The organism is Janthinobacterium sp. SUN120 (genome assembly GCF_030397735.1).
GTDB lineage: Bacteria > Pseudomonadota > Gammaproteobacteria > Burkholderiales > Burkholderiaceae_D > Janthinobacterium > Janthinobacterium kumbetense.
In genome coordinates this window covers 222,686-235,886 of record NZ_JAPUBW010000007.1, presented here as the reverse complement: position 1 = coordinate 235,886, position 13,201 = coordinate 222,686, and the positions used below count along the sequence as shown (strand labels likewise).

Below are 13,201 nucleotides of genomic sequence, written 5' to 3'. Positions count from 1 at the left end.
ATGCCCATTAACGAGAGGCGCTCGCTGTGGCGGCGCGCCAAACCCTATCTGGCGGTGTTCGATCCGCCGCTGATGATCATCATCCTGATGCTGCTCAGCACCAGCCTGCTGACCCTGTATTCGGCCAGCATCGGCATCCCCGGCAAGATCGAAGACCATTTGCGCAATATCCTGCTGTGCTTTTTCGTCATGTGGGTGGCGGCCAACGTCACGCCGCAGATGATGATGCGCATCGCCGTACCCGCCTATACGGTGTCGGTGATCTTGTTGGTGGCCGTGGCGCTGTTCGGCACCATCAAGCTCGGTGCGCGGCGCTGGCTGCATATCGGCGTGATCGACATCCAGCCGTCCGAATTCCTGAAGATCGCCACGCCACTGATGCTGGCCTGGTTCTTCCAGCATAATGCGGGCGCCCTGCGCTGGAAATCGTTCGTGATGGCGGCCGTGCTGTTGCTGGCGCCCGTCTATCTGATCGCGCGCCAGCCCGACCTGGGCACCGCGCTGCTGGTGGTGGCGGCCGGCTTTACCGTCATCTTCCTGGCCGGCTTGTCGTGGAAGGTGCTGGCCGGCTTGCTGATCACCTTCGTTTCCTGCCTGCCGATCGCCTGGTCGCACCTGCATGATTACCAGCGCGACCGCGTGATGATGCTGATCGACCCGACCAAGGACCCGCTGGGCAAGGGTTTCCATATTATCCAGTCCATCATCGCCATCGGTTCCGGCGGCATGACGGGCAAGGGCTGGACGCACGGCACGCAAGCCCACCTGGAATTCGTTCCGGAACGCACGACCGATTTTATTTTTGCCGTATATTCCGAGGAATTCGGCCTGGTCGGTAACTTGATCCTGATGCTGATGTATTTGCTGCTGGTGGGACGGGGGCTGATGATCGCCGCCAACGCCCCCAGTTTTTTCACTCGCCTGCTGGCAGGAGCGATCACTATGATTTTCTTTACTTACGCCTTCGTCAACATGGGCATGGTCAGCGGCATCGTGCCGGTGGTCGGCGTCCCCTTGCCATTCCTCAGCTATGGCGGCACCGCGCTGCTGACCCTGGGCGTGGCCACCGGTATCCTGATGAGCATTCAGCGCCACCGCAAGCTGGTGCAGACCTGATGCGCGCGCCTTTCGATACCTTCGCCATGCGCGGGTTGGGCCTGACGGTCTTGCTGACCCTGGCTGCCTGCGGCACGACGCCGCAAAAGCCCGCATCGAATAACGTGCCGCTGCCGTCCGGCGGCAAGGTCAAGTCCCCTGTGCGCCAGGATCCCACCTTGCCTGCGCTGCCGGCGGCCGGCTCCGGGCGTGGCGGCTACTACAAGGATGACGGCCCGGGCGACAATCCGCCGGCCAACCTGCGCGACGTGCCCGATGCGGAAGTGCGTAACGAGCCGTATTCCACGCGCTCGAACCGCCCGTATGTCGTCTTCGGCAAGACCTACACGCCGATCACCGATAACGAACCGTTCAAGCAGAAAGGCACGGGTACCTGGTATGGCAAGAAATTCCATGGCCAGCGTACCTCGTCCGGTGAAATCTACGATATGTACAAGATGACGGCGGCCCATCCCACCTTGCCGATTCCATCGTATGCGCGCGTGACGAGCATCGACAGCGGCGAACAGGTGATCGTGCGCATCAACGACCGCGGACCGTTTCACGCCACGCGCGTGATCGACGTGTCCTACACGGCGGCGCTGAAGCTGGGTTTCCTCGGCAAGGGCAGCCACCAGGTGGTCGTCGAACGGCTGCTGCCGGCCGATATCGACGCCATCCTGGCCGCCCGTGCGGCGCCCAAGCCGGTGCCGTCCGTGGTGGCCATCTCCATCGACACGCCCGTGGAAACGGGCGCCGTGGTGCAGCCGGAAGTGTCGACGCAGATGCTGCCCGTCGATGCGACGGTGGCCATGCCGGCGCCGGCGGCGCTGGCCAGCGGCTTCTATTTGCAGCTGGGCGCCTACTCGCGCGCCGACAATGCGGAATCGGGACGTTCGCGCCTGGCGCCATACGCGGCAGCCCTCGGTACCCTGGGCGTGGTGCAGGCCGGTAACCTGTTCCGCCTGTACGGCGGACCGTTCTCCAGCCGCGCCGAGGCGGCCCGCGCGGCGGCGAATTTGCCGGAATCGACAGGCATCAAGCCTATCGTCATCCAACGCTAGGCGCGCCTGACGGTGCAAAGCACCTGATAAAACCGTAGCGAGCGGCAGCGATTTTTGGCTAAGAAGCGCAGCTGTGCTGGAGCACAGCGAGCATCGCAGGCTGCAAAGTGCGACGCGCAGTAGGTTTAGTCAGGTGCTTATTTGCAGTTGCGCAGTTCCTGGTCAGGGAACTGCGTTTTGATCTTTTCCAGACGCGCGCGCGTGGCGGCGTCGAGGTCGCGGAACTGGTAAGCCATCTGCTTGCTGGCGCTGTAGCGCGGTGCCACGCGGGCGCTGTGCACGCCCTGTTTGTTGAGCGATGCCAGCTGGCTTTGCGCGCTGGTTTCCGACTTGAACACACCCAGTGAAATGCCCCAGCGCAGCGGGCTGCTTTCATTCATGATGAAGTAATTCGTCACGCCCAGCTGCTTCAATTCGCCCGCCTTGCGGTCGGCGCCTTCCTTGCTGCCCTGCGGCGGGATGTACACCATGTAGCTGGAAATCTCCTGGCCGGCCACGTTGCGGCGCGACTGGCGGTCGCCCAGGTCCAGCGACGCCACTTGCGCTTCGAAGCGGCGCCCGTCAGCCAGCAGAAAATTGCCCACTTCCGTGCAGGCATACGATAGCGGTGGCGCCGGTGCGGCCGCCGCCGGCGTCACTGCCTCTTCAGCAGCAGGCGGCGCGGCGGGCGCCATGGCCTGCTCCTGCGTCAGCAAGGTGAGTTTGGTCGCCTGCAGCTGGTTTTTCAGGCGCGCCGGCTCGCGTGTCTCCGTGCGAAAACTGCCCAGATAACCCTGGCCGATGGCCAGTACCAGCAGGTTGACGCCGGCCAGCAGCCAGAAGACGAATTTCAGCATGGGTGGTTTCCTTGTGTTCCTGCAGCCCCGGCGCGCGCGGCCGCTTGCAGGCCGAGCATGACGATATTGTCGACCAGGTGCAGCGGCACCGCCAGCGCCAGGGCCAGTGCGATGCGTGCGGCGGCGCCGCCCGACAGCAGGCAGGTGCCGGCGCCGTGCATGCGAACGGCCCGTTCGATGGCGCCCGCCTGGGCCGCCAGGCAGCCGGAGAGGATGGCGTCATCCGTGTTGTCGGCAAAGCCGGCCGGCAGCAGGGCGTCGCTGGCGATTTGCGGCAGCTGCGCCGTGTTGCGCGCCAGCGAGCTGGCCATCAGTCCCAGTCCCGGCAAGATCATCCCGCCGAGGAAAACGCCATCGGCCGTGATGGCGTCGATGGTGGTGGCGGTGCCGCAATTGGCGACGATGACGGCCTGGCCAGGCGCCAGCGCGTGCGCGCCGATGGCGGCGGCAAAACGGTCGCAGCCCAGTTGCGACGGCATGCGGTAGCCATTTTTTAGTCCCGCCAGCTGCGGCAGCGAGACAAAGTCGCGGGCAACGACCGGCAGCATGGCGCGCAGGCGCGCGCCGATGACGGCGCCTGCCACGTTCGACAGCAGTGCTTCGCCGATGGCGAGTGACGCCCACTGCGCGGCCAGGGTGTCGATCTGCGCATGTGTGACGGCGCCGCTGGCCAGCCAGCCGCCGGCGGCGCTGTCGGCGGCCACGAGTGCCCATTTGATGCGCGTATTGCCGGCGTCGATCAGCAGCAGCATGCGCTTACTCCCCCGTCAGGCGCAAGGACACGTCGCCGGACATGATGTGCTGCAAGCCATCTTCGCCGCGCAGCAGCAGCCGGCCCAGTTCATCCACGCCGGCCGCCACGCCTTGCTGCAGCAGTTGGCCATTGTCGAGGATTTTCACGTGCTGGCCTTGCCAGGCATGCAGTGCGTTCCAGCGTTCCGTGAAGGGAGAAAAGCCCGTGTCGTCGAATTCGGCCAGCACGCCGGCCAAGCGGCTCAGGAGCGCCGCCACCAGGGTATTGCGCTCCATCTGCGCCAGCCAGGGCACGGCCGAGACGCTGCGGCCGATCTGCCGTTCCAACGCGTCGGGCATCAAGAGGTTGATGCCGCAGCCGATGACGGCCCACACGCCGCCGTCTGGCGTCTGCTGCGTCTCGACGAGGATGCCGGCCAATTTATGGCCATCCTTGAGCAGGTCGTTCGGCCACTTCAATTGCACGGGCACGCCCAGCGTCGTCATGGTCTCGGCCAGCGCCACGCCGACGGCCAGCGGCAGGCCGACCAGCCGGTGCAGCGGTCCCTTGAAGCGCCAGGCCAGCGAGAACATCAGGCTGGCGTCCGGTTGTGACACCCAGGGCCGCCCTGCGCGTCCCCGTCCGGCCGTTTGCTGGCCGGCGATGCGCAGGGTGGGGCCGGCCAGGGTGGCGCAGCGCGCCAGCAGGTCGGCGTTGGTCGATCCCGTTTCGTCGACCACTTCGATGGCCACGTGGGAGGCGCCTGTGGCGCAATGGGCGGCGATGGCCGCGCTGTTCAGGTCTGAGTGCTTCGTCATGGTGGTCAGTTCAGTTGCGCGCCTTGTGCGGCGCATTCGCGAAGGCCCGGTCGTAGATGGCATTTGGCAGCGCGCGCAGCAGCTTGGCGACGACGCCCATCTGCCACGGGATCACGCGGTAGCTGTCGCCATCGGCGATGGCGCGCGCGGCACGCACGGCGAATTTTTCGGCCGGCATCAGGAAAGGCATGCGGTAGGCGTTATGGCGCGTCATCGGCGTGTCGATGTAGCCGGGCGTGATGGTGACGACCTTGATGCCCGCCGGTTTCAATTCCAGGCGCAGCGATTCGCAGTAGCTGATGACGGCCGCCTTCGAGGCGCTGTAGGCTTCGGCGCCGGGCAGGCCGCGGATGCCGGCCACGCTGCCGATGCCCACCAGGCGTCCGCTGCCCTGGCTTTTCATGGCGGCGATGAAGGGGGCGAAGGTGGCGAAGGTGGCCGTGACGTTGATGGCGATCAAACGGGCGAAGGCGTCGAGGTCTTCCGCATGTTCGGTCAAGGTGCCGTACGACACGCCGGCGCTGGCGATGACGACGTCGATGCCGCCGGCATGGGCGATGAAGTCGCCGGCCGCGCTTTTCAGGGCGGCGTGGTCGCACACATCGACGGCGTAGGCGCGGTGGCGTTCAGGGTGGGGCAGGGAGGCGATCAGTTGCTGCAGGGTGTCGCCGCGACGGGCCAGCAAGCCCAGATGGGCGCCCTGGCGCGCGTACTGCAGCGCCAGGGCGGCGCCCAGTCCGCTTGACGCGCCCGTGATGAAAACGCGATGCATCAGGCGATGCCCGGGCGCGCCAGGGAAGTGGCCATGCTTATTTCTTTTCCGCTTTGGCTTTCGCGACCAGCACGTCCATCACCGTGAGCGCCTGGGCGTTCAGCTGCTCTTCGTTCTTGGCCGACTTGCTGCCCTGGTCGGCCTGCGAAGGGGAGGTGATGTAGCGGCCATCGATGGCGATCATGGGCCAGAACGTCACGTTATAACCCTGCATCATGGCGTCCGCGCGGCGCACGCGGGCCGAGACACCCATCGAACGGTAGGTGTCGGTGAACTTCTGGCGGTCCACGCCCTGCTTGGCGACGAAGTCGAAGACGGCGTCGTCGGTGTTCAGGCGGTTGCGTTCAACGTGCATGGCGTGGAAGACGCCGGTGTGCAGCTTGTCGACCAGGCCCATGGCTTGCAGGGTGAAGAACAAGCGCTGCTGCGGCGCCACGCTGTCATCGCGCGACACGTGCACGCGCTTGAAGACGATGTTGTCGCCCTGTTTCTTGACCCAGGCCGCCAGCTGCGGTTCGAGCACGTTGCAATGGGGGCAGTAATAGGCGAAGAATTCCGTCACTTCGATTTTCTTGCCCGATTCCGTCGCCTGCGGCGCGGGCAGGGTTTCGTACTCGACGCCGTTCTTCGGCTCGGCCGGCGAGGCCGACGCCCCTATGGCGGCGGTGCACAGGGCGGCGGCGATCAGGAGGTTCTTCAGAAAACGCATGCTGGTTCCTTATTTTTGGTTGCGGACGACGGCGACATCGATGCCGTTTTCAGACAGTTTGGTGCGTGCGCGGTTCATCGCTTCGAGCTGGTTGAACGGCCCGACCCGTACGCGGTGCAGCACGCCGGCGTCGGTGCTGCGGTCGCTGATGGCCGCTTCGAAGCCGAGCAGCGCCAGTTTGCCGCGCGTGCTTTCGGCGTCCGACATGTCATGGAAGGCGCCGGCCTGCAGATAATAAATCCATTTGTCGCTGGCTGCATCGGCCTTGGCCTCTTTCGCGTCTGCCTTGGCTTGCGGCGCGGGCGCTGCTGGTGCTGCCGCCGGCGTTTTCGGCGCCGGCTTGTCCTTCAATGTACCGATCAATTCCTGCAGCGCGTCCGGCGGCGGCGCCTTCGGCTGCTGCGCGGTGGCGGGCGCGGGTGCCGGTGCGGCAGGGTGCGTCGGCGTGACGATCTCGCGCGGCTCCTTGGAGAAGTCGCGCGCCGCTTCCTTGGCCGCTTCCTTGTTGCCGTACATCGGCTTGTTCGGGTCGGCGATCTGGCCAGCCGTCGGCTCGGCCGATTTGCCGGCCTTGCCCGACTTGTCGGTGAAGGGCGAGGCGCCCTTGGTGATCACCAGGGCGACCACCACGGCGATGCCCAGGCCGATGACCAGGCCGATGATGATGCCGACCAGGGTATTGCCCTGCTGGCGCCGGGACGAAGAGAAGCGGGAAGCGTGATTCATTGACGGTTTGACCTTCGCGATTACATTTTGTTTGGCGCGGACACGCCGATCAGTGCCAGGCCGTTGCGCAGTACCTGGCGCGCGGCGATGACGAGGGCCAGGCGGGCCAACTTTACGGCTTCGTCCTCGACCAGCACTTTTTCGGCGAAGTAGAAGCTGTGCAGGTTGGCGGCCAGGTCGCGCAGGTAGAAGGCGACTTGGTGCGGTCCCAGTTCGGCTTGCGCGCGCGCCAGCATTTCAGGGTAGGCGGCCAGGGTCGCCAGCAGGGTCGCTTCGGTCGGCGCCGTCAGCGGGGAAAGGTCGACGCTGGCGACCGTGCTTGCATCGCCGCCCCAGTTTTCCAGGATGCGGCAAATGCGCGCATGCGCGTATTGCACGTAATAGACGGGGTTTTCGTCGGTGGTTTTCAGCGCCACGTCGACGTCGAAGACGAATTCCGTGTCGGCCTTGCGCGAGATCAGGAAGAAGCGCACGGCGTCGCGGCCCTTGGCGATGTCGCCGCCGCCCGACCATTCGATCAGGTCGCGCACGGTCACGTAGGAGCCGGCGCGCTTCGAAATCTTGACTTCTTCGCCATCCTTCATGACGGTGACCATCTTGTGCAGCACGTAGTCGGGGTAGCCTTGCGGGATGCCCATGTCGACCGCCTGCAGGCCGGCGCGCACGCGCGCGATGGTGCCGTGGTGGTCGCTGCCCTGGATATTGATGGCTTGCACGAAGCCGCGCTGCCATTTCACCAGGTGATATGCGACGTCCGGCACGAAATACGTGTAGGTGCCGTCCGTCTTGCGCATGACGCGGTCCTTGTCGTCGCCGAAGTCGGTGGTGCGCAGCCACAGCGCGCCATCCTGCTCATACGTGTGGCCCGCCTTGATCAGGGTTTCCACCGCGCTGTTGACCTTGCCGTCCGCGTACAGCGACGATTCCAGATAGTAATTGTCGAACTTCACGCCAAACGCCTGCAAGTCGATGTCCTGCTCGTTGCGCAGGTAGGTGACGGCGAACGGGCGGATCGAATCGATGTCTTCCACGTTGCCGTTGGCCGTCGCTGGCTGGCCATCGCTGGCCGAGACCGTCTTGCCGGCCTTGAAGTCGTTGGCGATATCGGCGATGTAGTCGCCGTTGTAGGCGGACTCAGGCCATTCGGCGTCGCCCGGCTTGAAGCCGCGCGCGCGCGCCTGCACGGAATTGGCCAGGGTCTGGATCTGCACGCCCGCGTCGTTGTAGTAGAACTCGCGCGTCACTTTGTAGCCTTGCGCGTCGAACAGCGAGGACAGGGCGTCGCCCAGGGCTGCCTGGCGGCCATGGCCCACGTGCAGCGGACCGGTCGGGTTGGCCGAGACGAATTCCAGGATGACTTGCTTGCCGGCGCCTGCCGTGCTGCGGCCATAGCTGTCGGCCTCGCTCAAGATGGTTTTCACCACGGCTTGCTTGGCGGCGGCGGAGACGCGCACGTTGATGAAGCCGGGACCGGCGATTTCCACTGCCTCGACCAGGCCCTTGCCGGCCGGATTGGCCAGCACGGCCGTCACGATGGTTTGCGCCAGTTCGCGGGGATTCTGTTTCAGCTGCTTGGCCAGTTGCATGGCGATATTGCAGGCGACGTCGCCATGCGATGCATCGCGTGGTCGCTCGAGCACTACGCTAGGCGCAAGCGAGGTGCCGGCCAGGACGGGAGCGAGGGCGGCCTGGAACAGGGCGATGATTTCTTGTTTCTGTTGGGCGAGCATGAGCAGGATGGCGGTGGAACCGCGTTAAGAATGAATAGAATGAATCAAAATGCAAAACGGACGGCCAGTACCCAAGCCGCCCAGACTGCGTTAATTATACTGGTTTGCTGCCGGGAACAATACGCCAGCCGGCAGTGTGCCCGTGCCGGCGCTTTTCACGATATTATCAGGACAGCATGCCTATGTTGGTGCATGAAAACATCAGCATGGCGCATTCTGCTTGTATATATGCAGTTTTTTGCCGCAATTTACATGTATCGCTGCAATCGCTTGGGCCAGAGGGCGCCACAAACGCTACAATCGACCCTTTATTGATGACGCGCGGCCGCGACTTTGCCACCATGCAGCCCGCCGCGCGCAGCCACACCGGATAACTATGAACAAGCGCCCCACGCTGAAATTGAAAACCAAGCCGGCGCCAGGCCAGGCTCCTGCCGCACCGAAATTGCGTCCCAGCTACCATCCCGACCTGAAACCGGTCTTGCAGCCAGGCTTCCAACCCGATTTGCGCGCCGACTCGCTGGCGTTTTGCCTGCTGGGCGCAGCCAATGCCGTGGCGCAAGTGCGCACGGGCACGGCCCTGCCGCAGGCGCTGGCCAAGGTGTTTATGCAATCGAACGCCAGCCCACAGGCGCGCGGCGCCATCCAGGACATTTCCTACCGTACCATGCGCCAGCTGGGCCGCAGCGAAACCCTGGTCGGCCTGATGACGTCGAAGGCGCCCGAGCCGCCGATGCTGGCTGCCCTGCTGTGCTGCGCGCTGTCGCTGATGTCGGCCGAGCCGGGCGAGCAGCCGTACGAAGAATTTACCGTTGTCGACCAGGCTGTCACAGTGGCCACTTCGCATCCTGATCTGGCGCATGCCAAGGGCATGGTGAATGCAGTCTTGCGCCGTTTCTTGCGCGAGCGCAAATCCTTGCTGGAAGCGGCCCTGCAGCAACCGTTGGCACAATGGAATTATCCGCAGTGGTGGATCGACTCGCTGCGCCTGGCTTACCCGCGCGATTGGCAAGCCATTCTGACGGCCGGCAATGCCGTGCCGCCCTTGACCTTGCGCGTGAATCGCCGCAAGAGCACGGTCGAAGCGTATCTGGCCGTGCTGGCGGAGGCGGGCATTGCCGCGCGCCAGGTGGGACCGTTCGCCGTGCGCCTGGACAAACCGATCGGCGTGGCGCTGATCCCCGGCTTCGAGCAGGGCGTCGTTTCCGTGCAAGATGCTGGCGCGCAATTGGCCGCGCCGCTGCTGGACTTGCAAGATGGCATGCGCGTGCTGGACGCCTGCGCCGCGCCGGGCGGCAAGACGTGCCACATCCTGGAACTGGCCGACGTGCAAGTGACGGCCATCGATGCGGACGCCAAGCGCCTGCCGCGCATCGCGGAAAACCTCGAGCGCCTGGGCCTGGATGCCACCCTGAAGGCGCAGGATGCGCAATCGAGCGCATGGTGGGACGGCCAGCAGTACGACCGCATCCTGGCCGACGTGCCGTGCACGGCCTCGGGCATCGTGCGCCGCCATCCCGACATTCGCTGGTTACGCCGCAAGGGGGATGCGTTCCAACTTGCAACACTTTCCTCCAAAATTCTGGACAACCTGTGGCAGATGCTGCGCCCCGATGGTAAATTGCTGTTCGTGACATGTTCATTGTGGCCGCAAGAATCCGAGGCACAGGCGGCGGCATTTGCGGTACGCAATAATGCGATCCGATTGACAGCGCCTGGCCAGCTGTTGCCGACTGGCAGCGCGGAGCAGGACCACGACGGTTTGTTCTATGCGCTATTCCAAAAAAATGCGGCTTGAGCGATTCGTCGAACCTTATCTTACGGACACTACCGGCACACTTGTGACAACACGACTCTTCCGACTCCTGGCCCTGCTGCTGATGCTGGCATGTACCATGCCACGCGCGCATGCCGCCGACATGGTCGAGATCACCCGTGCCTATATCGAGTCGGGCGAAGAGGGCTACAAGCTGGCCGCCACGTATTCCTTCGAGCTCAATCACGACCTCGATGATGCAGTACAGCATGGCGTGCCGCTGTATTTCACGACAGAAATCGAACTGACCCGGCCCCGCTGGTACTGGTTCGATGAAAAAGCCATCGTGGCGCGCCAGACCAGCAAGCTGTCCTATAACGTGCTGACGCGCCAGTATCATGTGTCGGGCGGCGGCTTGCAGCAAAGCTTTCCCACGCTCGATGATGCGCTGTTCCTGATCCGCCGTCCCAGCCGCTGGCTGGTGGCGCGGCGCGGCGAGCTGAAAGTGGGGCAGACGTACAACGTCACCTTGCGCATGGGCATGGACCGCGACTACCTGCCCAAGCCGATACAGGTCAATGCCTTCAATAACAGCGACTGGCGCCTGGCTTCGAATAAAAAAACCTTCTTGTATACGGCGGAGTAGTGAGTCAAGCATTGCGCTATTTGCTGGTGGTGGGCGGCGGCATTGTCAGTATCCTGCTGTTCCTGCTGGCGTCGGCTTCCGACAATTCCGGCTTTTTCGACCGCTATTACACTTGGCTGCTGGGCCTGAACGCGGCCGTCGCCGTGTCCCTGCTGGCGCTGGTGGGCATTTCCCTGGCGCGCCTGTACGCGCGCTACAAGAGCGGCAAGTTCGGCTCCAAGCTGATGACGCGCCTGGTGATGCTGTTCGCCGCCGTCGGCATCCTGCCGGGCCTGGTGATTTTCCTTGTCTCAGTGCAATTCGTCTCCCATTCCATCGAATCCTGGTTCAACGTCAAGATCGAAGCGGCGCTGGAATCGGGGATTGAGCTGGGCCGTGCCGGCCTCGATGCGGCCCTGGTCGAGCTCGACCACCGGGGCCACAAAGCCGTCGAAGAACTGGGCGCCGACCCGGTGGCCGGTCCGGCCGTGCTGACGAGCCTGCTGCGCGAAGAGGGCATGCAAAATGTCATGCTCGTCAGCGGCGACGGCGTGCTGCTGGCCAGCGCCGGGCCGCACAGCGCGGCCGACTTGCCGACGCCGCCCATGCTGGTGCAGGCGGCCTTGCCGGCCGGCTATGCCTCCGCCGAGGGCGGACTGGAGCTGCACGACGATGGCACGGAGTCGGGCGGCGGCGGTTTCCGCTCGGGCCTGCCGGCGTCGCTGGAAACGGCGGCCAGCCTGCGCCTGCGCGTGCTGGTGGCCGTGCCGGGGCCTTCCGTCTCGCCCCGCTATTTGCAACTGCTGCAATCGGTGCCGCCCAAGCTGGCGACGAATGGCGAAGTGCTGCGCGCCGCCTACAGCGAATACAAGGAACGTTTCGTCGCGCGCGTGGGACTGCGCAAGATGTACATGGAAATCCTCACCCTGACCTTGCTGCTGGCCATTTTCGGCGCCATCGGCAGCGCTTTCCTGATCGCCGGCAATTTGGCCCAGCCCCTGCTGCTGCTGGCCGAAGGCACGCGCGCCGTGGCCGAGGGCGATCTGTCGCCGCGGCCCATCGTCGCCACCAAGGATGAACTGGGCACCCTGACGCAGTCGTTCAACATCATGACGCGCCAGTTGCTCGATGCGCGCACGGCCGTGGAAAGCAACCGCGCCGCCTTGCAAAACGCCAAGGCCCACCTGGAATCGGTGCTGGCGAACATGTCGGCCGGCGTGATGGTGCTCGACGGCGACTTTAAACTGGTGACCTGCAATGAGTCGGTCGAGCGCATCCTGCAGCATTCGGGCATGAGCATGGTGGGCCAGCCGCTGGCGAATATTGCTGGAATGGAAGAGTTTGGCGGCGCCATCATCAGCGCCTTCACGGCGCAAAGCGCGCAATCGGCATCGGGCCGCAACCAGCAGCGCCTGCACTGGCAGCGCCAGATCGAGATTCCGCGCCGCCTGGGCAGCAGTGCCGACGAGCATGACATCACCTTGCTGGCGCGCGGTTCGCGCCTGCCGCTGGAGTCCGGCAGCGGCTACATCGTCGTTTTCGACGATATTTCCGACGTGATTTCCGCGCAGCGCTCGATCGCCTGGGGCGAGGTGGCGCGCCGCCTGGCGCATGAAATCAAGAATCCGCTCACGCCCATCCAGCTGTCGGCCGAGCGCCTGCAGATGAAGCTCGAAGGCAAGCTGGAGCAGCCTGATGCCGACCTGCTCAGCCGCGCCACCACCACCATCGTCAAGCAGGTCGATGCGATGAAGCGCATGGTCGACGACTTCCGCGACTATGCGCGCACGCCGCCGGCCGTGCTCACGCCGCTGCGCTTGAACGAGCTGATCGAAGAGATACTGAACCTGTACCTGCGCGGCGACGATGGCGACATCATCCACCCGCTGCTGGCGCCGAACCTGCCGATGGTGATGGGCGATCCGACCCAGTTGCGCCAGGTGATACACAACTTGCTGCAGAACGCGCAGGACGCCATGGCCGACCTGCCGCCGGACTCGCCGCATCCGCGGATTGACGTAAGGACGGAAGCAATTCATTATCGCAGTGCGGACGGCGGCGTGAATATCGCCGTGCGGCTGGCCATCAGCGACAATGGCCCTGGTTTCGCGCCAAAAATCCTGGCGCGGGCCTTCGAGCCGTATGTGACCTCGAAGGCGCGCGGCACGGGATTGGGCCTGGCGATGGTCAAGAAAATTATCGATGAACACGGCGGACGCATCGATATCGAGAACCGGGTCGACGGCAATGGCGCTTCGGTGGTCATTTTGCTGTTAAAGTTAGCTCCCGACACTCCTGCCCAGGAATTCCTGGCGTGAGGGTCTGGTTTAGTATTTA

Annotated in this window: 12 protein-coding genes; 5 read left to right on the top strand and 7 right to left on the bottom strand. The window is 64.4% G+C overall.

Annotated elements, in window-relative coordinates:
- Together rodA and O0879_RS27165 are read left to right on the top strand one after the other, a co-directional pair.
- Window positions 1-1,116: a rod shape-determining protein RodA gene (gene rodA, locus O0879_RS27170; protein ID WP_077399426.1), complete on the top strand. Its 1,116-nt coding sequence runs from the start codon at window positions 1-3 to the stop codon at window positions 1,114-1,116.
- Entirely contained in the window at window positions 1,116-2,159 is a 1,044-nt protein-coding gene (locus O0879_RS27165; protein WP_289913564.1) for a septal ring lytic transglycosylase RlpA family protein, read from the top strand. Before rodA ends, O0879_RS27165 begins: the two co-directional genes overlap by 1 nt.
- A 137-nt stretch (window positions 2,160-2,296) precedes the next feature.
- On the opposite strand, the gene O0879_RS27160 is transcribed toward O0879_RS27165, so the two are convergent.
- From O0879_RS27160 to argS, 7 genes are read right to left on the bottom strand one after another with little or no spacing between them, the layout of a single operon-like run.
- Window positions 2,297-2,995: an SPOR domain-containing protein gene (locus O0879_RS27160; RefSeq protein ID WP_289919733.1), complete on the bottom strand. Its 699-nt coding sequence runs from the start codon at window positions 2,993-2,995 to the stop codon at window positions 2,297-2,299.
- A complete protein-coding gene (locus tag O0879_RS27155; RefSeq protein WP_289919731.1) occupies window positions 2,989-3,747 on the bottom strand; it encodes a type III pantothenate kinase in 759 nt (252 codons plus the stop codon). The genes O0879_RS27160 and O0879_RS27155 overlap by 7 nt, the downstream gene beginning before the upstream one ends.
- 4 nt (window positions 3,748-3,751) lie before the next feature.
- The gene (locus O0879_RS27150) at window positions 3,752-4,546 is read right to left on the bottom strand and encodes a biotin--[acetyl-CoA-carboxylase] ligase (protein WP_289919729.1); all 795 of its coding nucleotides are present in this window, start codon (window positions 4,544-4,546) and stop codon (window positions 3,752-3,754) included.
- Between the two features lie 10 nt (window positions 4,547-4,556).
- Complete coding sequence (locus O0879_RS27145; RefSeq protein ID WP_289919728.1) at window positions 4,557-5,318, bottom strand: SDR family oxidoreductase; 762 nt, start codon at window positions 5,316-5,318, stop codon at window positions 4,557-4,559.
- Window positions 5,319-5,355: 37 nt separating this feature from the next.
- The gene (locus O0879_RS27140) at window positions 5,356-6,027 is read right to left on the bottom strand and encodes a thiol:disulfide interchange protein DsbA/DsbL (RefSeq protein WP_289919726.1); all 672 of its coding nucleotides are present in this window, start codon (window positions 6,025-6,027) and stop codon (window positions 5,356-5,358) included.
- 9 nt (window positions 6,028-6,036) lie between these two features.
- On the bottom strand, window positions 6,037-6,753 hold the full coding sequence (locus tag O0879_RS27135) for an SPOR domain-containing protein (RefSeq protein WP_289919724.1): 717 nt from the start codon (window positions 6,751-6,753) through the stop codon (window positions 6,037-6,039).
- Between the two features lie 20 nt (window positions 6,754-6,773).
- The gene (gene argS, locus O0879_RS27130) at window positions 6,774-8,483 is read right to left on the bottom strand and encodes an arginine--tRNA ligase (RefSeq protein WP_289919722.1); all 1,710 of its coding nucleotides are present in this window, start codon (window positions 8,481-8,483) and stop codon (window positions 6,774-6,776) included.
- Window positions 8,484-8,859: 376 nt separating this feature from the next.
- Here argS and rsmB point away from each other — a divergent pair, with 376 nt between their 5' ends.
- The 3 genes from rsmB (at window position 8,860) to O0879_RS27115 (ending at window position 13,182) form a co-directional block, all read left to right on the top strand.
- Window positions 8,860-10,281 (top strand): 16S rRNA (cytosine(967)-C(5))-methyltransferase RsmB, encoded by a 1,422-nt coding sequence (gene rsmB, locus O0879_RS27125; RefSeq protein ID WP_289919720.1) that lies wholly within the window; start codon window positions 8,860-8,862, stop codon window positions 10,279-10,281.
- Between the two features lie 97 nt (window positions 10,282-10,378).
- A complete protein-coding gene (locus O0879_RS27120; RefSeq protein ID WP_251350982.1) occupies window positions 10,379-10,885 on the top strand; it encodes a DUF4390 domain-containing protein in 507 nt (168 codons plus the stop codon).
- A complete protein-coding gene (locus O0879_RS27115; protein ID WP_099665532.1) occupies window positions 10,885-13,182 on the top strand; it encodes an ATP-binding protein in 2,298 nt (765 codons plus the stop codon). Before O0879_RS27120 ends, O0879_RS27115 begins: the two co-directional genes overlap by 1 nt.
- The last annotated feature ends 19 nt before the right edge of the window (window positions 13,183-13,201 follow it).